At 69.7% G+C, this 25,037-nt stretch carries 25 protein-coding genes and 1 pseudogene; 13 read left to right on the forward strand and 13 right to left on the reverse strand.

Annotation, left to right across the window (positions count from 1 at the left end; genetic code table 11):
- Nucleotides 1-89 precede the first annotated feature (89 nt).
- Entirely contained in the window at nt 90-806 is a 717-nt protein-coding gene (locus ACWCQS_RS19515) for a DsbA family protein (protein WP_451005554.1), read from the forward strand.
- 850 nt (nt 807-1,656) lie between these two features.
- Here the strand turns inward: ACWCQS_RS19515 and ACWCQS_RS19520 are convergent.
- Together ACWCQS_RS19520 and ACWCQS_RS19525 are read right to left on the reverse strand one after the other, a co-directional pair.
- Complete coding sequence (locus tag ACWCQS_RS19520) at nt 1,657-2,022, reverse strand: DUF805 domain-containing protein (RefSeq protein WP_451005555.1); 366 nt, start codon at nt 2,020-2,022, stop codon at nt 1,657-1,659.
- Between the two features lie 309 nt (nt 2,023-2,331).
- The gene (locus ACWCQS_RS19525; protein WP_451005556.1) at nt 2,332-2,490 is read right to left on the reverse strand and encodes a hypothetical protein; all 159 of its coding nucleotides are present in this window, start codon (nt 2,488-2,490) and stop codon (nt 2,332-2,334) included.
- A 170-nt stretch (nt 2,491-2,660) separates the two neighbouring features.
- Here ACWCQS_RS19525 and ACWCQS_RS19530 point away from each other — a divergent pair.
- The 4 genes and pseudogenes from ACWCQS_RS19530 to ACWCQS_RS19545 form a co-directional block, all read left to right on the forward strand.
- Nucleotides 2,661-3,647 (forward strand): annotated as a pseudogene (locus ACWCQS_RS19530) (tyrosine-type recombinase/integrase); the annotation flags it as partial.
- A 504-nt stretch (nt 3,648-4,151) separates the two neighbouring features.
- A complete protein-coding gene (locus ACWCQS_RS19535; RefSeq protein WP_451005557.1) occupies nt 4,152-4,745 on the forward strand; it encodes a hypothetical protein in 594 nt (197 codons plus the stop codon).
- A 33-nt stretch (nt 4,746-4,778) separates the two neighbouring features.
- Nucleotides 4,779-5,396, forward strand: coding sequence for a hypothetical protein (locus ACWCQS_RS19540; protein ID WP_450985693.1), 618 nt, complete (start codon nt 4,779-4,781; stop codon nt 5,394-5,396).
- 190 nt (nt 5,397-5,586) lie between these two features.
- Complete coding sequence (locus tag ACWCQS_RS19545; protein WP_451005558.1) at nt 5,587-6,000, forward strand: hypothetical protein; 414 nt, start codon at nt 5,587-5,589, stop codon at nt 5,998-6,000.
- Between the two features lie 94 nt (nt 6,001-6,094).
- On the opposite strand, the gene ACWCQS_RS19550 is transcribed toward ACWCQS_RS19545, so the two are convergent.
- Entirely contained in the window at nt 6,095-6,856 is a 762-nt protein-coding gene (locus tag ACWCQS_RS19550; RefSeq protein WP_451005559.1) for a phosphoglyceromutase, read from the reverse strand.
- A 200-nt stretch (nt 6,857-7,056) separates the two neighbouring features.
- Here ACWCQS_RS19550 and ACWCQS_RS19555 point away from each other — a divergent pair, with 200 nt between their 5' ends.
- Nucleotides 7,057-8,313, forward strand: a complete 1,257-nt coding sequence (locus ACWCQS_RS19555; RefSeq protein WP_451005560.1) for an MDR family MFS transporter — start codon at nt 7,057-7,059, stop codon at nt 8,311-8,313.
- A 102-nt stretch (nt 8,314-8,415) separates the two neighbouring features.
- Here ACWCQS_RS19555 and ACWCQS_RS19560 read toward each other — a convergent pair whose 3' ends face one another.
- Entirely contained in the window at nt 8,416-8,658 is a 243-nt protein-coding gene (locus ACWCQS_RS19560; RefSeq protein WP_451005561.1) for a hypothetical protein, read from the reverse strand.
- A gap of 472 nt (nt 8,659-9,130) precedes the next feature.
- On the opposite strand from ACWCQS_RS19560, the gene ACWCQS_RS19565 reads away from it, so the two are divergent.
- The gene (locus tag ACWCQS_RS19565; protein WP_451005562.1) at nt 9,131-9,604 is read left to right on the forward strand and encodes a carboxymuconolactone decarboxylase family protein; all 474 of its coding nucleotides are present in this window, start codon (nt 9,131-9,133) and stop codon (nt 9,602-9,604) included.
- A 15-nt stretch (nt 9,605-9,619) separates the two neighbouring features.
- On the opposite strand, the gene ACWCQS_RS19570 is transcribed toward ACWCQS_RS19565, so the two are convergent.
- Nucleotides 9,620-10,096 (reverse strand): DUF2000 family protein, encoded by a 477-nt coding sequence (locus ACWCQS_RS19570; protein WP_451005563.1) that lies wholly within the window; start codon nt 10,094-10,096, stop codon nt 9,620-9,622.
- On the opposite strand from ACWCQS_RS19570, the gene ACWCQS_RS19575 reads away from it, so the two are divergent.
- Nucleotides 10,095-10,895, forward strand: a complete 801-nt coding sequence (locus tag ACWCQS_RS19575; protein ID WP_451005564.1) for an AraC family transcriptional regulator — start codon at nt 10,095-10,097, stop codon at nt 10,893-10,895. The two genes, ACWCQS_RS19570 and ACWCQS_RS19575, sit on opposite strands and share 2 nt — an antisense overlap.
- 18 nt (nt 10,896-10,913) lie before the next feature.
- Nucleotides 10,914-11,558 carry a class I SAM-dependent methyltransferase gene (locus ACWCQS_RS19580; protein WP_451005565.1) on the forward strand — a complete coding sequence of 215 codons (645 nt, stop codon included), beginning with the start codon at nt 10,914-10,916 and terminating at the stop codon, nt 11,556-11,558.
- Between the two features lies 1 nt (nt 11,559).
- Here ACWCQS_RS19580 and ACWCQS_RS19585 read toward each other — a convergent pair whose 3' ends face one another.
- The 3 genes from ACWCQS_RS19585 to mshA all read right to left on the reverse strand — a co-directional run bounded on the left by ACWCQS_RS19585 (nt 11,560) and on the right by mshA (nt 15,162).
- The gene (locus ACWCQS_RS19585; protein ID WP_451005566.1) at nt 11,560-13,224 is read right to left on the reverse strand and encodes a glycosyl hydrolase family 28-related protein; all 1,665 of its coding nucleotides are present in this window, start codon (nt 13,222-13,224) and stop codon (nt 11,560-11,562) included.
- Nucleotides 13,225-13,328: 104 nt separating this feature from the next.
- Nucleotides 13,329-13,832: a type III secretion system chaperone family protein gene (locus ACWCQS_RS19590; protein WP_388630793.1), complete on the reverse strand. Its 504-nt coding sequence runs from the start codon at nt 13,830-13,832 to the stop codon at nt 13,329-13,331.
- Complete coding sequence (mshA, locus tag ACWCQS_RS19595) at nt 13,825-15,162, reverse strand: D-inositol-3-phosphate glycosyltransferase (protein WP_451005567.1); 1,338 nt, start codon at nt 15,160-15,162, stop codon at nt 13,825-13,827. Before mshA ends, ACWCQS_RS19590 begins: the two co-directional genes overlap by 8 nt.
- 163 nt (nt 15,163-15,325) lie before the next feature.
- Here mshA and ACWCQS_RS19600 point away from each other — a divergent pair, with 163 nt between their 5' ends.
- The 3 genes from ACWCQS_RS19600 to ACWCQS_RS19610 all read left to right on the forward strand — a co-directional run bounded on the left by ACWCQS_RS19600 (nt 15,326) and on the right by ACWCQS_RS19610 (nt 19,023).
- Nucleotides 15,326-16,174, forward strand: a complete 849-nt coding sequence (locus ACWCQS_RS19600; RefSeq protein WP_451005568.1) for a class I SAM-dependent methyltransferase — start codon at nt 15,326-15,328, stop codon at nt 16,172-16,174.
- 200 nt (nt 16,175-16,374) lie between these two features.
- Nucleotides 16,375-17,442, forward strand: a complete 1,068-nt coding sequence (locus ACWCQS_RS19605) for an NlpC/P60 family protein (protein WP_451005569.1) — start codon at nt 16,375-16,377, stop codon at nt 17,440-17,442.
- A 279-nt stretch (nt 17,443-17,721) separates the two neighbouring features.
- On the forward strand, nt 17,722-19,023 hold the full coding sequence (locus tag ACWCQS_RS19610; RefSeq protein ID WP_451005570.1) for a PP2C family protein-serine/threonine phosphatase: 1,302 nt from the start codon (nt 17,722-17,724) through the stop codon (nt 19,021-19,023).
- A 117-nt stretch (nt 19,024-19,140) separates the two neighbouring features.
- Here the strand turns inward: ACWCQS_RS19610 and ACWCQS_RS19615 are convergent, their stop codons facing one another.
- The 5 genes from ACWCQS_RS19615 to ACWCQS_RS19635 form a co-directional block, all read right to left on the reverse strand.
- Entirely contained in the window at nt 19,141-19,479 is a 339-nt protein-coding gene (locus ACWCQS_RS19615) for a DUF2516 family protein (RefSeq protein ID WP_388630806.1), read from the reverse strand.
- A 120-nt stretch (nt 19,480-19,599) separates the two neighbouring features.
- Nucleotides 19,600-20,190 (reverse strand): hypothetical protein, encoded by a 591-nt coding sequence (locus ACWCQS_RS19620; protein ID WP_451005571.1) that lies wholly within the window; start codon nt 20,188-20,190, stop codon nt 19,600-19,602.
- Nucleotides 20,191-20,266: 76 nt separating this feature from the next.
- A complete protein-coding gene (locus ACWCQS_RS19625) occupies nt 20,267-20,743 on the reverse strand; it encodes a helix-turn-helix domain-containing protein (RefSeq protein WP_451005572.1) in 477 nt (158 codons plus the stop codon).
- Between the two features lie 334 nt (nt 20,744-21,077).
- A complete protein-coding gene (locus ACWCQS_RS19630) occupies nt 21,078-21,944 on the reverse strand; it encodes an RNA polymerase sigma-70 factor (protein WP_451005573.1) in 867 nt (288 codons plus the stop codon).
- Nucleotides 21,941-22,507 (reverse strand): carboxymuconolactone decarboxylase family protein, encoded by a 567-nt coding sequence (locus ACWCQS_RS19635; protein ID WP_451005574.1) that lies wholly within the window; start codon nt 22,505-22,507, stop codon nt 21,941-21,943. The genes ACWCQS_RS19630 and ACWCQS_RS19635 overlap by 4 nt, the downstream gene beginning before the upstream one ends.
- A 149-nt stretch (nt 22,508-22,656) precedes the next feature.
- Here ACWCQS_RS19635 and ACWCQS_RS19640 point away from each other — a divergent pair, with 149 nt between their 5' ends.
- Nucleotides 22,657-25,026, forward strand: a complete 2,370-nt coding sequence (locus ACWCQS_RS19640; protein WP_451005575.1) for an ATP-binding cassette domain-containing protein — start codon at nt 22,657-22,659, stop codon at nt 25,024-25,026.
- Nucleotides 25,027-25,037 lie beyond the last annotated feature (11 nt).

Consider the following 25,037-nt stretch of genomic DNA (forward strand, 5'->3'; position numbering starts at 1 on the left):
GCGGATGCCTTACTCTCCCCTTCCATTCCATGACACGCAGTGGGGGCATGATGCAGTTGACGCGTGGGGGTAGACGGCTGACGGTAGCCGTGTTGACAGGCGTGCTCGGTGCGACCGTGGTGAGCTGCGGGTCTCGGCACCCGGTGACAGCCGCCGACGGCGGACAACAAGTCTCGGGCAAGGCCAATTACGCCAGGTCGGCTGACGTGCCCGAGCAGGTGGAACCGGACGGCACGAGCGTCTTGGTGGGTGATCCCCAGGCGCGGACTACCGTGCACCTCTACGAAGACCCGCGCTGCCCGTACTGCAAGCAATTCGAGACCTCGGGCGGCGGCCCGGTCCTGACCAAGTGGATCCTGCGGCGCAAGGTCAAGGTCGAGTACACGATGGCGTCGTTTCTGGACGGACGGTTGGAAGGAAACGGGTCGAAGAAGGCGGTCAACGCGCTGCGCGCGGCGGTGGAGAAAGGGAAGTTCGCCGAGTACCACGCCGTCCTCTACCAGAACCAGCCTTCCGAAGAGGTCGACGGGTTCACCGACGCGCGCCTGCTGCAATTGGCGAGCAAGGTGAAGGGCCTACGAAGCCCGTCCTTCGACACCGCGGTGAAGTCCATGAAGTACCGAGATTTCGTGGATTCCTCCGAGAAGGTGTTCGATGCCGCTGGGCATTACAACGGGCACGCCGGGCCGGGCACGCCTACCGCCGAAGTCAACGGGTACCGGATCCCCGTCGAGTACAGCGGGCTCCTCTACAAGGCAGATCTCTTCGACAAGTACCTGGCACGGGTGGTCGGTGCGGCGACGTGACGATCGGCTGCCCCTGACGACATCGCGCCTGGAACGTCAGGGATTCGGCCCGTTGGGCACCTTCGACGGGGCGCCGGCCGGGCCCACTATCGCTCGCGCGTCAGCGCACCGCGATACTCCCTCCCCTGCGGCTGGCCGATGCTTGTCGGCCCCCCGGAAGACAAGCACCACTCATCGGCTTGCCGCCGCCCGAAACCGGCCCTGACCTGGGGCGCGACAAGCGACAAGACAAGACAAGCGACAAGCCGCACGACAAGGGAGACGACAAGCAATGCGACAAGCGCACCTCCCCGCCGAGCGGAGTTGGGAGAGCTCCCGAGCGCGCGCCCTCGTCTCGGGAAGAACAAGAAGGACCGCCCTTCGGGCGGACGACCTTCGGCCGCCCTCCCTGTTCGCCACGTCGGCGCCGTGGGCGGCTACTGGGTAGTGGGGTCCCCAGTAGGAACGCCCCGGTAGAGGCCTTCTGAGCGCGCTACTGGGGCGTCTACTGGGTAGTGGGGTGTCGGCTGATGGGGCTCCTTGAGTTCGGCCACCCCGTGATCGGCTTCGCCTCAGAGTTACTCGGCTTGATTCCCCAGGCAGACCCACGCTGACCTGCGGACGGGCGCCACAAGGGAGGGGCCGCCCGATAGCCAGCCAGCACCAGGACCGTGGTGGCCGATCCAGGGTGCGCTCAGCGCAGCGCGTGAGCCGGGCCATCAGCATGCCCGCAAGCGGAAATCTCCACACTGAACGAGCAGAAAGGGTCCGCCAGCAAGCTGACGAACCCTCATGCAAGATCGAGGCTAGGGGGTCAATGTGCCATGTACACCGGTTCGTTCGGCGATCCGGACCGCACGGCCCCGGGCGTTTATGCGAACGCCTGGATCTCCTTGGGGTTCGGGCCGTACTTGTTGGTCCCCGACTCGCTGTCCGTGCAGAAGAAGACCAGCAGGGTGATACCGCCGACGAGCGGGACGATCCCGAACAGGAGCCACCAGCCCGAGCGTCCCGTGTCGTGCAGCCGGCGCACGCCGACGCCCCAGGCCGGCAGCAGGAAGAAGAGGTAGGCGACGCCGACGAGGCCGATGGCGACCGGCTTGCCGGCCACGGTGCCGATGATGCCCAGCACCGCGAAGGTGATGTACGTGAACAGCAAGAACAGCCAGTACTCCTTGCGGCGCGCCCGCCCGCTGAAGACCGCGTACTTCTTGAGCGCAGCGATGAACCAGCTCATGAGAACCCCCCTGGGATCGATGTTCGGACGGTCCGTGAACCGGATCCGGCCAGCACAGAGGGTAGAGGTTTGTCGCGACCGCGTCATTCTGGGTCGGTGAGCGCAGGTCAGCGCCCCGACCCGGCTTTAGAGCGCGAATCACTCTGCCTCAAACATCGATTTCCGGACAGATCTCCCCGTGAGTAGGGGCCGTTCCCCGGACGGCGGTATGCCATTCGGGATGCCGAGTTCGTTCCGTGGCCCAACCGAAGGCGAACCGAGGCTGATCCGCTATCACTTCGGTACCGGAGCGAGCTCCGCCCGTGTCCATCACCAGCGCTTCTGCGCCACCGCGGTCGCCCAGTACGTGAGGATGTTCCGGATCACGTCCCACCAAATGGTGTAATTGCTGGTCGAGTTGATTCGGTTCCGGTGGGGAAGCCGGCGGCGGTCATCCGCAGTCGGTTTGCGGTTGAGGACTTCGGCCATGGCAGACACTCGCGCGTTCCGGGACCCTGCCCGGCTACACCACTTCATGGGACGCGATCCACTACCCAGTACCCAGTAGTGCCGCGGGCGGCAATCCAGGGCGGCCTCGCGTCGCCCCCGCTTGGAAGGCATCTAGCTATAGGACGCTACGACCGGCCTGCACAAGCAAGACGTTCGAGGAGTTCGCTGAGAAGTGGCTCGCGAGCCAGAGCGGCGACCCCAACACCCGTGCGTCCATGGAGTCTCAGCTCAAGCTGCACGCCTTCCCTCGCATCGGGTCGCGTCAGCTCGGGTCGTTCCAGCCGAGCCACATCCGCGAGTTCGTGACACAGCTCGAAGAGACCGGCATGTCCGGCTCGTACGCCCGCGTCATCTTCTCCAACGTCCGCGCCGTGCTCTCCGCCGCCGTAGAGGACGGATGCCTACGCCGGAACCCCTGCAACTCGCGCACGGTCACCCCGCCGGCCATGGGCACGCGCCGCGTCGTCCCCTGGGAGCCTGAGCGTGTCTTCGCCGTACGCGGCGCCATGGTCGAGCGCTTCCGGCCCATGGTCGACGTGGGCGCCGGATGCGGCCTGCGGCAAGGCGAGATCCTCGGCCTCTCCGTCGATGACATCGACTTCGACAGCGGCACCGTGCACGTGGTGCAGCAACTCAAGCTGAGTCTGAGCAAGGCCGTGTTCGCGCCACCGAAGGGCGGCAAGCTCCGTGACGTGCCGCTGCCCGATCCCGTGGCAGAGGCGCTACAGGAGCACATCAAGCGGTTCCCGCCCGTGGAGATCAAACTCCCGTGGATGCGGGCGAACGGCCAGCCGGTCACCCGGCGGCTCATCTTCACGGGCCCCAACGGCGGGCACGTCTGGCGTACGTCCCTGAACGAAGACCACTGGAAGCCCGCGCTCGCCAAGGCAGGCGTCATCCCCAGGGCCAAGAGCCGCGAGCACGCCGCCGCCCGCGAGCACGGCATGCACGCACTGCGGCACTTCTACGCGTCCGTTCTTCTGGACGCCGGAGAGAGCATCAAGGCCCTTGCCGAGTACCTCGGGCACTCCGATCCGGGCCTGACACTGAAGGTGTATGCCCACCTCATGCCGAGCAGCCGTGAGCGCGCTCGGAACGCTCTCAGCAAAGCGCTTCGCCCACCTTCTCCACGCTGATCCTTTAGGTGCGAACCCCTGCCGTCCTTAAGTCGCCGACGAGCTAGACAAGGAACTCAGGTCCCGGTACCCCCGCGAAGCCGCCTCACGCGACTTCCACGAACAGGTCATAGCCATCAAGCGAGGAGCCACGAGGTCGGAGCTCCCCTTCTGAGCCGACCGCACGATGGGTCCCGCACCTCACCGGAGGAGCGGGACCCATCGCGTTGCCGCGGGACCTTCAGTGGGATTGCACCGACCTTTCCCGAGCGTATTCAGACACTCGATTTTCTCGACTGTCTTGTTGTGCTCCATTTTGCCCACATGCAAGGGCCGCTGGTTGAGCTGTTTCGGCCAAAAGCGAGAGGAAGAGTATTCGGCTGACCAGATTGAAGCAGGTTCGGAAACCTCAGGTTTAGCTCAGAAGATCGTTCACGCACCCTCAAGCAGGCCGTCCCCTGTGTAGGTTCAATTCCGTAGCCACCGCCCATTCGGGGGAGGTGGGAACACTGAGGGGGATTTCCTGTGAACAGGAGAATTGCAATAACGGCAATCACTGGCGCACTGGCTCTGGGCGTCATCGGAGCCGGTACCGCCCAGGCCGCACCCGTGGCTGACCACCACGCCGCCCCGGCCGCCACCAGTGACCCCGGGCTGTTCACCCCGACCGCGCACACCATCGTGAAGCGGGGCGGTGTCACCGCCCTGACCCCCACCGCTGGCAAACTGATGCAGCCAAGGGCCGACTGGGTGAAGGCCACGGGCCGGGTCTACCAGGGCGAGCAGTGCGGAACGAACGTCATCCAGAAGACCTCTGGCGCGGGGAAGACCACCCTGACCATGTCTGTTCAGAAGTCCGTGGCCACGAAGTGGAGCGCTACTGCAAGCATCTCGGCCGGCGCGGTCAGTGCCGGCATGGGCTTCGATGTGACCCGCACGTACACGGTCACAGACCAAACTGCTTTCGATGTCCCCAAGGGAAAGTTTGGGACGATCGAGGCATATCCGCTGTACGACCTCTACGGCTTCGACGAGAGCAGCATCGTCGACGGGAAGAAGATCGGTACCGGGAAGGTCCTGAAGCCGGTCGGCGTATGCTTTAACCAGTGGAACGACTAATCACGGCGTGACAGTGTAAGGAAGGGAAGACGAGTGACGGTGATCCGTACAACTCAATTCGTTGTTATCGGCATTGCCGTTTCCCTCGCCAGCGTCGCGTGCTCGGCGTCTTCGGGCGGGGCCGCAAGCCCCACCCGGAGCGCTTCGGCGCAGGGTACCCCCCTGAGCTCCCTGCCCCGTGTCGATCTCACAGGCAAGGTCTCCGATACAGCCAACCCGGTACTGTCACCGGCTAGCAGCCGGGTCATTGCCCAGGTTCGCAGCGGGCCGGACTACCTCATCGCCTACGTCACCGGCCACAAGTGCGGGCTCTTGGTTATCCGCCCAGACAGCCCGCACGCAGTCCAACTCCAGGTCACTGCCGCCTGGCCGGAGAATCCCTCCGAGGGGTCGTCCCGCCTGCCTGGCGGTCCCTATCTCACCGCAACGAGCACATCGGCCACGCCGGGCACCTTCGCTTCCCTGTACTGCGGCGTGAACAGCGAAGTCATCGAATACTCCTCCAGCGCCACCGGCCCCGCATCGGGCGTGCCAAGCGGCATTGGCCCCGTCTCCGTGGTCAAGCCCAGTAAGTCCGGCGCCCCCATCATTGTCTCTGTCGGAAACGCTGATACCCGGCACGACGTCACTGCGCACTACAAGAAGGCTTAAAGACTTCAGGGGTTCGCTCCTGCGGCTCAGAAGACGCTCAACTCACGTTTCTGTACGACGTAGGCGACGCAAGACGCAGCCATGAACGGGTTGGAATGGGGCACGGTCCCCGCATGGCTCAGCGCCTTACTCACAGGCGGCTCCCTCCTCATGGGCTTCCACATCCTCCTGCGTGACAAGAAGAAGGAGGATGTGGAACGAAGCCCCGAAGGTCGTCACATGGGCGCAGCGGGATGCCAACGATGAAGGTAGCTTCATCCGCATCCATGTCCGCAACACCGCTGACCGCCCCATCCTCTACGTCGATGCGCTGTACGAGGGTGCCGGGGGCATCGAGCGGTTGCCCTCCAACGTGCCGATGGTGCTGAAGGACGAGGAGATCACCTTGGAAGTACCGCGATACATGAACGGCCGGCGCACCCTCGCCCGTGGTATCGCTTTCCAGGACGCCAACGGCTTCTCGTGGGTCAAGGACATCGCTTCGCAGGACGTGTATCGACAATCCCGGCTACGACGCGGAGACCCGACACTACGGATGCTGTTCCTCTCGTTCGGCTCGTTCCGGCTGTACCGATCGACGAAGAAACGCATGCGGCGCGCATGACGAAGGCCGTACTAGAGGTGCCAGAGAGGTCCCAGGCCGTGAAAATGCCTCCCATCCGCGCCGTTGGCGCAGGTGGGAGGCATGATCGCTTTTTCTACTTCTTCTTGCCCTGGTTCTTGACCGCCTCGATCGCCGCCGCGGCCGCCTCGGGGTCGAGGTACCTGCCGCCGGGGGTGAGCGGCTTGAAGTCGGGGTCGAGTTCGTAGACGAGGGGGATGCCCGTCGGGATGTTCAGGCCCGCGATGTCGGCGTCGGAGATGCCGTCCAGGTGCTTGACCAGGGCGCGCAGCGAGTTGCCGTGGGCCGCGACCAGGACCGTGCGGCCGGTCAGCAGGTCGGGGACGATGTCGTCGAACCAGTACGGAAGCATCCGGTGGACGACGTCCTTCAGGCACTCCGTCTTCGGGCGCAGCTCCGGCGGGAGCGTGGCGTAGCGCGGGTCGTCGAACTGGGAGAACTCCGAGTCGTCCGCGAGCGGCGGCGGCGGGGTGTCGTAGGAGCGGCGCCAGAGCATGAACTGCTCCTCGCCGAACTCGGCCAGCGTGGCCGCCTTGTCCTTGCCCTGCAGGGCGCCGTAGTGGCGCTCGTTCAGGCGCCAGCTGCGGTGGACCGGGATCCAGTGGCGGTCCGCGGCCTCGAGGGCCAGCTGGGCCGTGCGGATCGCGCGCTTCTGGAGGGACGTGTGGACCACGTCGGGCAGGAGGTCGGCGTCCTTCAGGAGCTCGCCACCGCGGACTGCCTCCTTCTCGCCCTTCTCGTTCAGGTTGACGTCCACCCAGCCGGTGAACAGGTTCTTCGCGTTCCACTCGCTCTCGCCGTGGCGGAGGAGGATCAGCTTGTACGGTGCGTCGGCCATGGGACAGAGCGTAATCCACCGCTTCGGGCACATGCCCGGCCCGGCCAGTGGGTGGACTGTTGACGGCATCTGTTAATCGAGTGGCCCACGACAGACCCCTTATGTAAGTTGTGCCTACCGCTTGAGCCGCTTACCGCTACGCCCAGTACCGCTTGCCGCGCCCCCACCGGGGCGTCCTTCGATCCGTGGGGGGTCTTGTCATGTCCGCCGCCCGTTTCCGACGTGCCGCCCGGGAGTCCGTCTCCGGGCTCCCCCGTGAGTTCTGGTGGCTGTGGACCAGCACCCTCGTCAACCGGCTCGGCGCGTTCGTGGCCACCTTCATGGCCCTCTACCTCACCCTCGACCGCGGCTACTCCGCCTCCTACGCCGGTCTCGTCGCCTCTCTGCACGGGCTGGGCGGGGTCGTCTCCTCACTGGGGGGCGGGGTCATGGCCGACCGGCTCGGCAGGCGGCCGACGCTGCTCATCGCCCAGTCGGCCACGGCCGTCTCCGTCGCGGTGCTCGGCTTCATGACGGGCCCCCTCGCCATCGCCGGCGTCGCCTTCCTCGTCGGCATGGCCTCCAACGCCTCCCGGCCCGCCGTACAGGCGATGATGGCCGACATCGTCCGGCCCGAGGACCGGGTGCGGGCCTTCTCCCTCAACTACTGGGCCATCAACCTCGGGTTCGCCGTCTCCTCCATGGCCGCCGGGTTCATAGCCGAGTTCAGCTATCTCGCGGGCTTCCTCATCGAGGCGGGGATGACCCTGGCCTGCGCACTCGTCGTCTTCCTCAAGGTGCCCGAGTCCCGGCCGACGGCACCGGTGAAGGAGAAGGACGGCGCCGTCAGCCTCGGCACCGTGCTGCGGGACGGGCGGTACATGGCCGTCGTAGGGCTGTCCTTCCTGGTCGCCCTCATCTTCCAGCAGGGGTCGGTGGGGCTGCCGGTGGCCATGGGGCGGGCCGGGTTCTCGCCCGCCGACTACGGCGTCGCCATCGCCGTCAACGGCATCCTGATCGTCGCCCTGCAGATCCCGGTCACCCGGTTCATCGAGCACCGCGATCCGCGCACCCTGCTGATCGTCTCGTCGCTGCTCGCCGGTTACGGCTTCGGGCTCACCGCCTTCGCCGGCTCGGTCGGCGTCTTCATGGTCACCGTGTGCGTCTGGACCCTCGCCGAGATCGTCAACGCGCCGACCCAGACCGGACTCGTGGTCCGGCTGTCCCCGGTGCACGGGCGCGGCCGCTACCAGGGCGTGTACACGCTGTCCTGGTCGGTCGCCGCGCTGGTCGCCCCGCTGATGTCCGGCGCGGTCATCGACCGGCTGGGCGCGGAGTGGCTGTGGGGCATGTGCGCGGCGGTGGGGACGGTCGCCGGGCTGGGGTACGGGCTGCTCATGCGGGGGCTGCCGAAGGAGAGCCCGGCGGTGGCGGCCCCGAGGACGGACGACTCCGAGCCGGAGGTCAGCGCCGCCTGAGGGACTGGACGCCCGGCAAGCACGTCCCGCGCACGACCGGGCCCCTTGCCGGGAAGTTCTCCGGCAAGGGGCCCGGTGCGGTGATCGGAGCGATCAGCAATCTCAGATGGTGAGGTTGACGCCGATCTGGTGGGGCTGGGAGAGGGCGCCCAGCACCTCGCCCTGGACGGCGCCGAGCTGGGACAGCGCGGCGGCGCTGTCCAGGGTCGTGGAGTCGGCGGTGAGGCTGGCCTCGGGGGCCAGGCCACCGGAGACGGTGTCGAGGTCGGCGTCGGAGATCTCGACGGTCTGGATCTGGTGAGCGGCGTTCATGATGAAACTGCCCTTCGCATGGATGGTCCACATGGTCCAAGGGGGAAGCGGCCCGCTGGGGACTGACGATCGGGCCGCAACCGCAGGCGTACGCCGTCCCTTTCAGGACACCTGGCGCAATCCGGCGGTGCGAGCGATCAAACCACGGAGCGTGCCGGGCAGCCAGTCAACCGGCGCCCGCACCGGGTCAGTTGAGCGCCCTGGATGACGCATCCGTGCGGGCGCGGTCACGCGTTGGGGCCAGTTCCTCCACATGTCGCGCCGCACAGGCAGACCACAGCTCTTGCCACGGCCGCGCCGAGCGGGACATCTCCACACCAACGGAACCCGCACGACCCGCGGATGCGTACGCACTGTGCAGATTCCGTTCACGGATGAATGCGCGCCCCTGGCGAGCCCATCCCCGGACGAGTCGGTGACGCAGGTCACTCTCGCCCCCGTCACATCTCCCCGGAGGGATCCGTCAGGGAGGTGTAGCCGACGAAAGACGACACGGGAGGACATCATGGACGCTCGCCTCAACATCTTCACCAACGCGGTCACCGGCAAGTTCTTCAGGTACATCAACTCGGCGGGGAAGGTGGTCACGGACTCCACCCTGCCGGCCGCGACGCAGGAGCTGGTGAAGATCCGGGCCAGCCAGATCAACGGCTGCGGGATGTGCCTCGACATGCACACCAAGGACGCGACGGCCGCCGGCGAGACGGCGCAGCGGCTGAACCTGGTCGCGACCTGGCGGGAGGCCAAGGTGTTCAGCGAGGCCGAGCGGGCCGCGCTGGAGCTGACGGAGCAGGGCACCCGTATCGCCGACGCGGCCGGCGGCGTCCCGGACGAGGTCTGGGCGAACGCCGCCAAGCACTACGACGAGGACCAGCTCGCCGCGCTCGTCGCGCTGATCGCCCTGATCAACGCCTACAACCGCGTCAACGTCATCGTCCAGCAGCCCGCCGGCGACTACCAGCCCGGCATGTTCGACTGACCGTGACCCGGAGCCTCAGGGGTGCATCCGTGCGCCCTTGAGGACCTTGTCCACGCCGCTCCGGGGGCCGTACACCGCCAGCCCCACCAGGTCCAGCTCCGCTGTCGGCACGGCGCGGACCGCCGCGCGGTTGTCGCTGTCGTTGCCCGTGGCGAACAGGTCCGAGGTGAAGACGGCACGGGGCAGGGCGCGGCTCAGCGCCCTGCCGTGGGCCGCCTTCAGGGTCTCCTTCGAGCCCTCGAAGACCAGCACCGGCTGACGGAACATGGGCAGGTACGCCACCCCGTCCGCGTCCTCGTACGGCTCGCCGATCACCTCGGGGACCGTCGCGCCCAGGCCACTGACCAGGAACGCGGTGACGTTGAGCCGCTGCCAGGGCTCCAGGTCCTCGCGCAGCAGCACGGCGATCTTCGTGTCGAAACGGATGGGTTCAGTGCTCATGGAATGAGACTGCCGACCGCCTTGGGGCGCGGTCTTGTACGTTCTTTGCATGGCCGCCCGCCAGGAAGTCAGCGCGTGGCGCCCCAGCGTCCCGGGCGTCACCGAGGTTTTCCACGCCCACTTCACCGAGTACGCCTATCCGATGCACGTCCACGACGCCTGGACGCTGCTCATCGTGGACGACGGCGCCGTACGGTACGACCTGGACCGGCACGAGCACGGCACCCCGCACGACACGGTCACGCTGCTCCCGCCGCACGTGCCGCACAACGGCTCCCCGGCCACCCCGGACGGCTTCCGCAAGCGGGTCGTCTACCTCGACAGCAGCCGGCTCGGCGAGGATCTCATCGGGCGTGCCGTCGACACGCCCGATCTGCGGGATCCGGAGCTGCGGCGGCGCGTCGGCCAGTTGCACTCCGCTCTCGCCCGGCCCGGCGACGAGCTGGAGGCCGAGAGCCTGCTGACCTTCGTCGGCGAACGGCTGCGCACGCATCTACGGCCGTCGGCGGCGCCGGCGCCCCCGCGTCCCGACCCCGCGCTCGCCCGCCGCCTGCGCGAACTCCTCGACGAGCACGTGGTGGACGGCCTCACCCTCGACCAGGCGGCGCGCCTCGTGCACGCCCATCCCGCCCATCTGGTACGGGCGTTCAGCACCGCCTACGGCATCGCCCCGCACCAGTACCTCAACTCCCGCCGCATCGACCGCGCCCGCCGCCTCCTGCTCGACGGCCGCTCGCCGGGCGAGGTGGCCGCGGCGACGGGGTTCTTCGACCAGTCCCATCTGACGCGGCATTTCCGGAAGTTGGTGGGAGTCACGCCGGGACGGTTTTCCCGGACGGCGCGCGGGTGATCGCCGTACGCTCCGCGTATGGACTGGCATGCGTGGCACGACACGTACGACAGGGCGGACTCCCCCTTCGTCCAGAGGCTGGCGACCGTCCAGGACCGTATCCGTGACGCCCTCGACCACGCGCCCGCGGGCCCGCTCACCGCGCTGAGCGTCTGCGCCGGGCAGGGGCGCGATCTGATCGGCGCGCTCACCGGGCACCCGCGGCGGCACGACGTGCGGGCGCGGCTGGTGGAACTGGACGAGCGGAACGCCGCGGCGGCCCGGCGCGCGGCCGAGGCCGCCGGGCTCCCGGGGGTCGAGGTCGTCGTGGGCGATGCCGCGTCGACCGACCACTACCTGGACGTGGCGCCCGCCGACCTCGTGCTGTTCTGCGGTGTCCTCGGCAACATCACGGACGCCGACGTGGAACGCACCCTCGACCACGCCACCCGCCTGTGCCGGACCGGCGGCACGGTGGTGTGGACCCGCAACCGCAAGGCTCCCGACCTCGTCCCGCGGGTGTGCGCCTGGCTGGAGGAGCGCGGGTTCGAGCGGCTGTGGGTGTCCGAACCCGGTCTCGTCCAGGCCGTGGGCGCCCACCGGTTCACCGGCGTGCCCCGCCAACTTCCCCGTGGTGGGCGCATGTTCACGTTCGTCGGCTACGACGCCCTGCGCCGCACCTGAGTCACAGGTCCCGTTGCGCCTCGTGCAGGTTGCGGGGCCGGACCGCGTCCGTCGTGGGGTACAACTCCAGGCGCGCGTGCAGATCACCGGTGAAGTCCGGTACGTCGATCTGGTCGAACTCGGTGACCTCGTTGACGCCGACCGTCGCGGAGCAGGGCGCGAGTCCGTCGATCTTCATCAGGCCCGCGCGGCCGTTGGTGACCCTGATGTTCCAGTGGGTGAAGCGGGCGCCGAACAGCGGCCCGGCGTTGGCGTCTCCGCCGTGCCGGCCGTTGTTGTTCACCGTGATGTCCGTGCGGACATTGGCGAAGGGCAGGCCGCGGTGGCTGTCGAAGGTGCCCATCTGCATCCGGCCGCGCGACCAGACGTTGTAGGAGGAGAGTCCCTCGACGTTGATGCCGTGGAGCTGGGTGTTCGGCGGGGCCGGGACCGTGCGTTGTTCGATGGTGAAGTCCTCGATCAGGTTGTCGTGGGAGCCCTCGCGGCAGAAGTACGGGTGGTGCGAGCCACGGCCGGCGACCCGGGTGCGGCGCAGGGTGCAGGAGGAGGCGGCGACCAGGCCGAAGCCGTTGTCGACGTTCGTGACCGTGACGTCGTCCACCCAGCAGTCGTACGCACACTGCAGGACCACACCGTTGTAGCCCTTGTCGAGCAGATGCGGGGACTGCGGGGTCTCGACCGCCCGGAGGGTCAGTCCCTCGACACCGGAGCCGGTCAACTCGGGGACGTGGGTCGTCAGTTGCGGGTTCCACTCGGGGCGTATGTCGAGCGGGAGGGGCCGTTCGAGGGCGATCCGGCGGCCCCGGACGCGGGCGATGCGCACGGGCCACTCGTAGGGGACGTACGACAGCAGCTTGGTCTTGTCGTCCCAGTAGTAGGACGCCGGGCCCGGGCCGCCGCCCGCCATGTGCTGGAGGAGGGTGTGCGCGGGGTCGTCCGCGAGGCGGAGCAGGACGAGCCGGCCGGGGTGCAGCCCCTCCGGATCGGCGACGGTGACCGTCCACGAGCCCTGCCGGGCCGGTTCCACCGCCGTCAGCGCCGTCCACTCGTCCCGCTTGTTGCCGGTCCAGCCCTCGAAGGGCCAGGCCCGGGACCGGATCGCGGCCACCAGGGAGTCCCAACGCGCCTTCGGTGCCAGCCAGATCAGACCGCCCGCCCAGGACCAGGCCGACTTGTCGCCGCCGTAGCGGGAGCCGTAGACGCCGATCAGCTCGGTGAGGGACTTCGTCGCGTACAGCGTCGTACGGCCGCTGCCCGCGCCGCGCAGGACGACGCCCGAGTCCCCGATGTGGATCAGGTCGTCGATGCGGAAGGTGCCGGGCGGGATGGTGACCGTGCCACCGCCGGCCCGTCCGGCGGCGGCGATGGCACGGTTGATCGCGGGGGCGCAGTCGGTGGTGCCGTCGGGTACGGCGCCGTGGTCGGTGACGTCGGCGACGACCCGGGGACGGGGGAAGCGCGCGGCTCCGCCTCGGCAGCCGGCCCGGCCGACGTAGGGGATCTGGGGGTGGGTGAACGGCGACCGGGTGAACTCACGCCAGATGTCCGGCACTTGGGCTTGTTCGGCGGCTGCCGCCTTGACCGGCGTCCCGATTGTGGTCGAGCCGAGCGCCACGGCCGTGGCACCGGCCAGCAGGGTCCGTCTCGTGAGGTGCGTGCTGCTCATGTCCACCCGCCCCTTCATATTCATGTATATGAATGACGTTCAGGAGTGCGTCGGCCGTGAGCATGCCACTGCCACCGCCGGAGAGGGAAGAGGTCGTACGGAAGTCAGTCCGCCGGGCGTTCGATCAGATGCCTGAACGCGTCCAGGTTGCGCGTGGACTCGCCCCGGGACACCCGCCAGGCGTACTCCTTGCGGATGGAGGAGGCGAAGCCCAGCTCCAGCAGGGTGTTGAAGGCGCCGTCGGCCGCTTCCAGGATCTGGCCGAGGAGGCGGTCGATCTCGTCGGGGGTGACGGAGGCGAGGGGCAGGCGCGCGGTGACGTAGATGTCGCCGAGGCGGTCGACGGCGTAACTCACGCCGTACAGCTTGAGATTGCGCTCCAGGAGCCAGCGGTGGACGCCCGCCTCGTTCTCGTCCGGGTGACGGACGACGAAGGCGTTCAGGGAGAGGGAGTGGCGGCCGACGAGGAAGGAGACCGTCGTGGAGAGCTTGCGGGTGCCGGGGAGCTTGACCACGTAGTTTCCGGGCTCGGGACTCTCCCACTCCAGTTCGGCGTCCTTCAGGACGCCTTCCAGGACCTGCCCGGCCGCCTTCTGACCATCACCCATGGTGGGAGCGTACGCGACGGCGGTGGGACTGGGTCGCGGCCGTGTAGACGTCCGCGGTCTCAGCGGCCGCGCGGTCCCAGCCGAAGCACTGCGCGTGCCGGGCGGCGGCCGCGCCCATGCTCGCCGGGAGGGACGGCTCGTCGACGAAACGGCCCAGCACGCGCGCGTAGTCGGCGGGATGGTGGCCGCTCACGAGGAAGCCGGTCTCGCCGTCGCGCACGGCCACCGGCAGTCCGCCGACCGAGGCCGCGAGCACCGGCGTGCCGGCCGCCTGGGCCTCGATGGCGACCAGCCCGAAGGACTCGCTGTAGGACGGCATGACCAGCACGGACGCGGCCCGGAACCAGTCCGCGAGCTGTTCCTGCCCGACCGGCGGGCGGAAGCGCACCACATCGGCGATACCGAGCCGGGCGGCGAGTTTCTGCAGCCCCTCCGGCTTGGCGAGCCCGCTGCCGCTCGGGCCGCCGACGACCGGGACGAGGATCCGGGAGCGGAGCTCGGGGCGCTCGTCCAGCAGCACCGCGACCGCGCGCAGCAGGACGTCCGGGGCCTTCAGGGGCTGTATGCGGCCGGCGAAGAGCGGGATCAGGGCGTCCTGCGGGAGACCGAGCCGGGCCCGGGCGGCGGCGCGGCCGTCGGCGGGGCGGAAGCGGTCGAGGTTGACGCCCGGGTGGACGACGGCGACCTTCGCGGGGTCGGCGGCGTAGTGCCGTACCAGCTCGTCGGCCTCCTCGGCCGTGTTGGCGATGAGCCGGTCGGCGGCGGCCACGATCTGGGTCTCGCCGATGAGGCGGGCGGCGGGCTCGGGCGTGTCGCCGTCCGCCAGGTTGGCGTTCTTGACCTTGGCCATGGTGTGCATGGCGTGCACCAGGGGCACGCCCCAGCGCTGGGCGGCGAGCCAGCCGACGTGGCCGGAGAGCCAGTAGTGGGAGTGGACGAGGTCGTAGTAGCCGGGGCGGTGACCGGCCCAGGCCTGCATGACGCCGTGCGTGAAGGCGCACAGCTGGGCCGGGAGGTCCTCCTTGGCGAGGCCCTCGTAGGGGCCGGCGTCGACGTGCCGGACGAGGACGCCGGGCGCCAGCTCGACCGTGGGCGCGAGGCCGCCCGCCGTGGCCCGGGTGAAGATCTCGACCTCGACGCCCTGGGCGGCGAGCCGCTGGGCCAGCTCCACGATGTAGACGTTCATGCCGCCGGCGTCACCCGTGCCGGGCTGGTGGAGCGGGGAGGTGTGCACGGAGAGCATGGCGACGCGACGGGGTCTGCGGTGCAGTCGTAGCCGTGACGCGGCCGACGGGGAGCGTCGCCCGAGCCTGCTGACGTACTGGCTCACCTGGCGGTCCTCTCCTTGCTGCGGGCATGCCGGACGGAGGACCGACCTCGCCCTCCAGGGAGGTGCAACATCGGCTGGGTGCCGTGCCATTTCCCCACCACGCGGCTTTACTCAATCATTGCCGTCGGAGTTGGGGGTCACCGGCCCGCTTACCCTCGTATGCATGACAGCCCGCGCAGCGCCCCTCCCCCACTCTCGGCTTCGTTCGAGCGGGGGGACCCCCGTCGTGGGAACGGTGACGCGCGGGACCACCAACCCCAACCGGCTCCGCCGCATGGACCGCTGGATAGCCGCCACGCACGGGTCCGATCTGCGTCGCGCCGCAGAGCCCCTGGCCATCGACCTCGGCTACGGCGCCGCCCCCTGGACCGCCGTGGAACTGCTCGGCCGGCTGCGCACCGCCGCGCCCCGCACGCGCGTGATCGGCGTCGAGATCGAACCGGAGCGGGTCGCGGCCGCGCGACCGTACGAGCGCGAGGGGCTGATCTTCCGGCACGGCGGCTTCGAGGTGCCCGTGCCCGGGCGGCCGATGCTCATCCGGGCCGCCAATGTGCTGCGCCAGTACGAGGAGGCCGAGGTCGCCGCCGTCTGGGAGCGGCTGTGCGCGCGGCTCGCCCCGGCCGGCGGCCGCTCGCGCGGCGGACTGCTGGTCGAGGGCACGTGCGATGAGATCGGACGGCGGCACGTCTGGGTGGCGCTCGGCCCGGAGGGGCCGCGGACCGTCACCTTCGCCACCCGGCTGGGCTCGCTGGAGCGGCCCTCCGACCTCGCCGAGCGGCTGCCGAAGGCGCTGATCCACCGGAACGTACCCGGCGAGCCGGTGCACGCCTTCCTGCGCGACTTCGACCGCGCCTGGGCCGCCGCCGCGCCCTACGCCTCCTACGGCGCCCGGCAGCGCTGGCTGCGCGCGGTGCGGGACCTGACGGCCGACTGGCCGGTGACGGACGGCCCGGTGCGCTGGCGGCAGGGTGAAGTGACGGTGGAGTGGGGGGCGTTGGCGCCCCGGAGCTGACATCACCCGTCCGGGGGCGGTGAGACGGAACGATCCTCGTGCGCCGTACGTCACACCGGCGGGGAGATGGTCATGGTGGGGGCGGGTACGGGGGAAGAGTTCACTCTGTCGCCGACCTCTGTCGTTCTGTGTCGCAACGTGACACCATCCCCCCGGCATCGTAAGTTACTGACGGTAAATCAGCTTGGGGAGATCATGTGATGGGCTGGGGCAAGCGCAGCATCCTCTCGGCCGCCGTGACCGTGGTCTGTGCGGTGACCGTGCTGGCGGCGCCCGGCACGGCCTTCGCCGCGCCGGCGCCCACTCCGAGCGCGTCCCCGACTCCCCCGCCGAGCAAGGACCTGGAGAAGGTCCGCGAGAAGCTCGACCAGCTCTATCACGACGCGGCCGTGGCCACCGACGCCTACAACGCGGCCGAGGAGAAGGCGAAGCAGCAGTCCGCCCAGATCGTCGCGCTGGCCAAGAAGATCGACGAAGGACAGCGGAGGCTCGCGCAGCTCAAGGACCAGGCGGGCGCCGCCGCCCGCGCCCAGTACCGCACCGGCGGCATCCCGCCCACCGCCCAGTTCCTGCTCAGCGACGATCCCGGGCAGGTCCTGGACGGGGCCGGGCTGGTGCTCGAGGGCCAGCGGGCGACGAGGTCGCTGATGACCGAACTGACGACCACGCAGGAGCAGTTGCAGGCGTACGCCGACGACGCGTCCGCGCAGTGGCGGAAGCTGGACGACGAACGCGAGGCCAAGGCCACCGCCAAGAAGAAGATCCAGCAGCAGATCGACGCCGCCGAGAAGCTGGAGTCCGCCCTGGAGAAGAAGGACCGGGAGCGGCTCGCCGAACTGGAGGACCAGGTCGCGCTGAAGGCGCAGACGAAGTGGCTGGACACCGGCATACTCAAGAAGATCCACGGCATGGCGTCCGCGCAGGGCGAGAAGGCCGTCGCGTTCGCCGCCGCCCAACTGGGCAAGCCGTATGTGTGGGGCGCCGAGGGCCCGAAGTCCTACGACTGCTCCGGCCTGACCTCCCAGGCCTGGGCGGCGGCCGGCCACCCCATCCCGCGCACCTCGCAGGAGCAGTGGAAGCAGCTCAAGCGCGTCGGCATCCAGGACATGCGCCCCGGGGACCTCATCATCTACTTCGACGACGCCAGCCACGTCGCCATCTACGTCGGGGACGGTGCGATCATCCAGGCCCCGCGCCCCGGGCGGACGGTGACGGTCGCGGGCGCCGGCTCGATGCCGATCCTGGGGGTCGTACGACCGGACGCGTGAGCCAGGTCATCTCCGGCCGGGCGCCCGTGATGTGCGTCATATGACCCACTCCACCACCAACCTCCGCCCAAACCCCGGACGGACGTGAGCTTCGTCATCCCCCTCGCCGGGGTGCCCTGTCCAACTGTCGTACGGAAAGCGGCATATGACAGCGGCCTGCACGCGAGCGACGCGGCTCACACCATTCCATCGGGGCGGGAGCACCCGCTATGGTCCCCGTCGGTGGCATCGAGACCCTCGGCGCCACCATGCCCTCGGGGGGAGGGAAGGAACCAAGAGATGCCCGTACCCGTACCGCGGCAGAGAGCGATCCCGGCCGTGGAGAGTGGTCAGGCGCAGGCTGCCATCGCAGGCGGCGGCCCCCTCAAGGAAGAGGCCCACCGCGACGCCGTGGCCACGTGCGGCACCGGCGCCACTCTCACCCTCCTGCTGATCGAGGACGATCCGGCCGGTTCGCCGATCGTGCCCGACCTGCTGGACTCGGCCGGCAAGCCGATTCGCGTCCGCACCGCCCGGAACCTCACCGAGGCCGAGCGGCTGCTCACCGACGACGTCCACTGCATCCTGCTGGACCTCGCGCTGCCCGCGCCCGGCCGCAGCGACGCCGACGACGAGCTGGCCGTGCTCAAGCACGTGCTCCGGCTCGCGCCCCGGCATGCCGTGCTCGCGCTGACCGCCTCCGGCGACGCCGAGCGCGGCGCCGAGGCCGTGCGCGTGGGCGCGCAGGACTACCTCTTCCGGGACGAGCTGGACGGCCGGCTGCTCAGCCGCGCCATACGCTACGCGGTGGAGCGGAAACGTTCCGACACGGCCGAGCGACGGCTGGCCGAGGGTCGGCTGCGCGCGCAGGAGAACCGGCGCCTGGAGCGCGGGCTGCTGCCCACGCCCCTGCTGGACGGCTCCTCGCTGCGCTTCGCCGCCCGCTACCGCCCCGGCCGCTCCCGCGCGCTGCTCGGCGGTGACTTCTACGACGCCGTGCGCACCCCCGACGGCACCGTGCACGCCATGATCGGTGACGTCTGCGGCCACGGCCCGGACGAGGCCGCGCTCGGCGTGGAGCTGCGCATCGCCTGGCGGGCGCTGACGCTGGCGGGCCTGTGCGGCGACGAGCTGCTCGGCACCCTCCAGCAGGTGCTGGAGCACGAGCGGGCCGACGAGGAGATCTTCGCGACCCTGTGCACGGTGGACATCGCGCCCGACGGCCGCCGCGCGGGCCTGTGCCTGGCCGGCCATCCGGCCCCGCTGCTGGCCCGCCCCGGCCGACAGGCCCGGCTGCTGCCGTACGACAACAACGGCCCCGCCCTCGGCCTGCTGCCCGGCGCCCGCTGGCCGCGGATGCAGGTGGAGCTGGGTTCCGAGTGGAGCCTGATGCTCTACACCGACGGCCTGATCGAGGGCCGGGTCGGCGAGGGCGGCGAGCGGCTGGGCCAGGACGGGATGATGTCGATGATCCGCCGCCAGCTCTCCGAGGGTTTGCGGGGGGAGGAGCTGCTGCGGGCGGCGGTCAGTGAGGTGCGGGAGCTCAATGGTGGGGAGCTGACCGACGATGTGGCAGTGGTGCTGTTGGATCGGGCACCGTGATCGGAGTCTCGCCGTAGGCGGTGCTTCGCCGTCGCCGGGTGCGGGTCCGCTGTGGCTTGTCCCGCCCCCGTGGCGGAGCCGCATATCGAATACAGCCCCGCGCCCCTTCGGGGCGCTTCAGCGGCCGCCGTTCCACGGCCCGTAAGGACCGTCGCTGCTGCTTCCGCGTCCCCGGCGGCGGAAGCCCTTGCCGCCCGAGACCTGCTGGAGGGCGGGGCGTACGTCCACGAAGAAGACGATCGAGGCGACCAGGCCCGCGAGCTGCAGGAACAGCATGGGCACGAAGAGGTTCACGGCGACCGCGATGCCGAGGATGATCAGCCAGAAGCCCTTGTTCTGCTTGTCCGCGGCGCGGTACGCGTCATCGCGGAAGATCGCCGCCATCACGAACGCCACGATGGCGAGCGCCAGCATGGCGGTGAAGATCAGCCACATCACTCCGCCGACTGCCGTCATCAGCACAATGCCCACCACCCGAGTCGAGTCGTCCGTACAGCCACCGTACCCGTACAACGGGCCGGACACCCCCAAGGTGCCCGGCCCGCTGTCATCTCGGTGTGATCCCGCCGCTGCCGGTCACTTGGCCGGCGGCGTCGTCTTCTTCGCGGTGCTGGTCTTGCGGGGCGCCGGCGTCTTCTTCGCCACCGGCTTGCTGTCCGCGGCGGGCTCGGCCACGACCGGCTTGGGCTCGTCCTGGGCCTCGGCCGGCTCCGGCCTGCCCTCGACGGCGATCGCGAAGTCCTCGATCTCCTCGGCGGCCTCGCCGCGCCAGCTCTTCACGGCCTGCTCGCCGTGCTCGGCGACCTTCTCGTAGGTCTCGCGGGCCTTGACGGCGTACTCGGCGGCGACGCCGACGCCGCGCAGGGCGAGGTCCTGGGCCTGCTCGCCGAGCTTCTTCAGGTCGACGTCGAGAGTGCCGAGGAACTCGTTGACCTTGGTCTGGAGGGTCTCCTGCGCCTCCTTGGCCCGGGCGGCGGCCTTCTCCTGCACGGCCTTCGGGTCGGTGTTCCGCACGGCCTCGATGCGGGCCGGGGCCTCCGCGCGCAGCTGCTCGACCAGGGCGGGCACCTTCTTGGCCTGCTGGAAGGCGAGGTCGGCGGTGCCGGCGGCGAAGTAGAGCGGAGTCGGGTCGCTGAGGGTCTTGCGCAGGTCGTCGGTGATGGCCATGGTGATCAGGTCCTCCCGGATTCGCGTTCGGCTGAGGTTGGTGTGGTCCGCGGTGGGAGCCGGCGCCCTGGTCCGGTTACCCGGCCGTCCGCCGCGGGCCTGCATCGGCATCGTGTCCGCCGGCAGTGCCGGTGCCGGGCACGGTGGTGCCGGCGGTGTCCGCTTCCTGAGCGCTGTCCTCGTCGCCGGCGGGCTCGCCGATCCCGAATCCGTTCTCTTTCCGGAAGGACTCGTAGATCTGGAGCAGCACCTGCTTCTGCCGCTCGTTGAGCGAGGGATCGGCGAGGATGACCGCCCTGGTCTCCGCTTCATCCCGGTCCCGCTCGGCGTCGAGGATTCCGGCGCGGACGTAAAGCGTCTCGGCGGAGATGCGCAGGGCCTTGGCGACCTGCTGGAGCACCTCCGCGCTGGGCTTGCGCAGCCCGCGCTCGATCTGGCTCAGGTAGGGATTGGACACCCCGGCGGCATCGGCGAGTTGCCGCAGCGACAGCTGTGCGTTCCGCCGCTGTTCGCGCAGGTACTCACCGAGGTTGCCGACGTTCAGCGATGCCATGCCTCCACCATGCCCCACCCTCGCTAACAATTGCAAGCACCCGCTTGCAAAAGTCTGTCGCGGGCGGGGGGAGGCAGCGGAGCGCCGATCCGGCTGGGCGTCCCTTCTGCATCATCCGGCTTGGCCCCGCCCAACTGGGGGACGACCTGGCCGGGCCGGCTCGGCGCCCGGTAGTCGTCGCCCCGTTGGAAACCGGTGAACGCTCCGTACTCACCGTTGAGCCCCGCGAAGTCGGCGTCCGACTTCGGGTGCGGTTCCAGCTCGGTGGCCTGCTGATGGAACGCGGCCAGAGCCGGCGGGTCGGGGCAGTCGATTGTGATCGCGACCAAGGGCCCTACCGGGCGAGTTCGGCCGGTTCGTGGAGGCGGGTCAGCTTGTGCGGGTTGCGCACCACGTGGATCCGGGTGATCCGGCCGTCCTCCACCGTGAGGCTCACCGCGCTCGGCTCGCCGTTGAAGTCGATACGGCCGGCCGGGGCGCCGTTGAGCCACACGGCACTCGTCTCCAGCGTGTCCACCCGCCGGTGTGCGCCGGCGAGCACGTCCGCGACCACGGCGGCCCCGTGGAACGGCGTCATGGCCGCGGCCACCACCCCTCCCCCGTCGGTGACCATGACCACGTCCGGGGCCATGATCTCCAGCAGCTCCCCGAGCTGCCCGGTGCGCAGCGCGGCGAGGAAGCGGTCCACCACGGCCTGCTGCTCGGCGCGGCTCACCCGCACCCGGGGCCGCCGGGCCGCCACGTGCTCGCGGGCGCGCCGCGCGATCTGCCGTACCGCGACCGCCGTCTTCCCGACGGCCTCGGCGATCTCGTCGTAGGGCAGCTCGAAGACCTCGCGGAGCACGAACACCGCCCGCTCGGTGGGCCCGAGGGTTTCCAGGACCGTCAGCATCGCGATCGACACGCTCTCCGCGAGTTCGACGTCCTCGGCAACATCGGGGCTGGTCAGCAGCGGTTCCGGCAACCACTCGCCGACGTACTCCTCGCGGCTGCGGGACAGGGTGCGCAGCCGGTTGAGCGCCTGCCGGGTGACGATCCGGACCAGGTAGGCCCGCGGGTCGCGCACGTCGGCCTGCTCGACGCCGGCCCACCGCAGCCAGGACTCCTGCAGCACGTCCTCCGCGTCGGCCGCCGAGCCGAGCATCTCGTAGGCGACCGTGAAGAGCAGGCTGCGGTGGGTGACGAAGGGGTCCTCGGTCATGAGGCCGGCCGCTCCGGACGCGCGGCCAGGGGAATCTCGCAGGTCTCGGAGTAGCCCTGCGAGGTGATCCCGTGCGCCGTGTTGCAGCGGCTCGCGAGGTTGGCGAAGCCGATGACCACGGTGAGCTCGACGAGCGCCGCCGGGCCGAGCCGGTCGAGCAGTCGCGCCGACAACTCGTCGGTGACGGTCGGCGGAGTGTTCGTCATGGCCTCGGCGTACTCCAGCACGTCCCGCTCCAGCGGTGTGAACACCTCCGACGCCCGCCAGCGCGGCACCTGGCTCGCCTTGGTGAGGTCCAGGTTCTGGTTCAGCGCGAGGAAGTAGTTGACGTCGAGGCACCAGCTGCAGCCGACCTGTGCGGCGACGGCCATGTGCGCGAAGGTCTTGAGGTCCGCGTCGGCCGCGGTCCACGTACCGACCTGCGCGGCGAACTCCCGGTTGGCCAGGGCGAGGTCCGGGTGGTTCCACAGCACCTCGTCGGGCTCGGGCACGGAGCCGAGCTGCTTCAGCAGGGCCTCCCGCAGCTCGGCGGGCAGTTCTGCCTTCGGAACGCGGAGCGTCATGTGTTCTCCTTGTACGACTGATGTGCCGACCGGTTCGCCATGAAGACACCGCCGGGCTCCCGGGCGTGACACCCGGCTCGCCGGGTCGTCGGGATTGTGGTCAGGATTCGAGAAGCGCCGGGCGCTCCCGCCCCGCTACCGTGACCGCCATGGACGACGCCACCGCACCGCACACAGCCGACAGCCACGACCTGATCCGTGTGCACGGCGCCCGGGAGAACAACCTCAAGGACGTCAGCGTGGAGCTGCCCAAGCGCCGGCTGACCGTGTTCACCGGTGTGTCCGGCTCCGGCAAGAGCTCGCTGGTGTTCGACACGATCGCCGCGGAGTCGCAGCGGCTGATCAACGAGACGTACAGCGCGTTCGTACAGGGCTTCATGCCGACGCTCGCGCGCCCCGAGGTCGACGTCCTCGACGGGCTCACCACCGCGATCATCGTCGACCAGCAGCGGATGGGCGCCGACCCCCGCTCCACCGTCGGCACCGCCACCGACGCCAACGCGATGCTGCGCATCCTGTTCAGCCGGCTCGGCAAGCCGCACATCGGCTCGCCCAAGGCATACTCCTTCAACGTCGCCTCCATCAGCGGTGCGGGTGCGGTCACCGTGGAGCGCGGCGGACAGCAGGTGAAGGAGCGGCGCAGCTTCAGCATCACCGGCGGCATGTGCCCGCGCTGCGAGGGCCGGGGCACGGTCACCGACCTCGACCTCACCCAGCTCTACGACGACTCCCTGTCCCTCAACGAGGGCGCGCTCAGCATCCCCGGCTACAAGACGGGCGGCTGGAACTACCGCCTCTACACCGAGTCCGGCCTGTACGACCCGGACAAGCCGATCCGCAAGTTCACCAAGCGGGAGCTGCACGACTTCCTGTACCGCGAGCCGACCCGGATGAAGATCGCGGGCATCAACATGACCTACGAGGGTCTGATCCCGCGGATCCAGAAGTCGATGCTCGCCAAGGACAAGGAGGGCATGCAGCCGCACATCCGGGCGTTCGTGGACCGTGCGGTCACCTTCACCGTCTGCCCCGACTGCGAGGGCACCCGGCTCACCGCGGCGGCCCGGTCCTCGAAGATCGACGGCGTCAGCATCGCCGACGCGTGCGCGATGCAGATCAGCGACCTGGCCGAGTGGGTGGGCGGGCTCGCCGAGCCGTCGGTGGCACCGCTGCTGGCCTCCCTGCGGCACACCCTCGACTCGTTCGTGGAGATCGGCCTCGGCTATCTCTCGCTGGACCGGCCGGCGGGCACGCTGTCGGGCGGCGAGGCCCAGCGCGTGAAGATGATCCGCCACCTCGGCTCCTCGCTCACCGACGTGACGTACGTCTTCGACGAGCCGACCATCGGCCTGCACCCGCACGACATCCAGCGGATGAACGAGCTGCTGCTGCGCCTGCGCGACAAGGGCAACACCGTGCTGGTCGTGGAGCACAAGCCGGAGGCGATCGCGATCGCCGACCATGTCGTCGACCTCGGTCCCGGAGCCGGTACGGCGGGCGGCACCGTCTGCTTCGAGGGCACGCTGGAGGGGCTGCGGGCCAGCGGCACGCTCACCGGCCGGCATCTGGACGACCGGGCGGCGGTCAAGGACACGGTGCGCAAGCCGACGGGCGCGCTGGAGATCCGGGGCGCGACGACGCACAACCTGCGGAACGTGGACGTCGACATCCCGCTGGGCGTGCTCTGCGTCGTCACGGGTGTGGCCGGCTCCGGCAAGAGCTCGCTGGTGCACGGTTCGATGCCGTCGGGCGCGGACGTCGTGTCGATCGACCAGACCCCGATCCGCGGCTCGCGGCGCAGCAACCCGGCGACGTACACCGGGCTGCTGGAGCCGATCCGCAAGGCGTTCGCCAAGGCCAACGGCGTGAAGCCGGCGCTGTTCAGCGCCAACTCCGAGGGCGCCTGCCCCACCTGCAACGGCGCCGGTGTCGTCTACACCGACCTGGCGATGATGGCCGGGGTCGCCACCACGTGCGAGGAGTGCGAGGGCAAACGCTTCCAGGCCTCGGTCCTGGAGTACACCTTCGGCGGGCGGGACATCGCGGAGGTGCTGGCGATGTCGGTGACCGAGGCGGAGGAGTTCTTCGCCGCGGGCGAGGCGCACATCCCGGCGGCCCACAAGATCCTCGACCGCATGTCCGACGTCGGCCTCGGCTACCTCACCCTCGGCCAGCCGCTCACCACCCTCTCCGGCGGCGAGCGCCAGCGCCTGAAGCTGGCCACGCACATGGCCGACAAGGGCGGGGTCTACGTCCTCGACGAGCCGACGACGGGCCTCCACCTGGCCGACGTGGAACAGCTCCTCGCCCTCCTGGACCGCCTGGTCGACTCCGGCAAGTCGGTGATCGTGGTCGAACACCACCAGGCGGTCATGGCCCACGCCGACTGGATCATCGACCTCGGCCCCGGCGCGGGCCACGACGGCGGCCGCGTCGTCTTCGAGGGCACCCCGGCGGACCTGGTCGCCGCTCGCTCGACGCTGACGGGGGAGCACCTGGCCGAGTACGTGGGGGCGTGAGGGGCCCCAGG

The sequence above is a fragment of the Streptomyces sp. NPDC002076 genome, assembly GCF_053593835.1.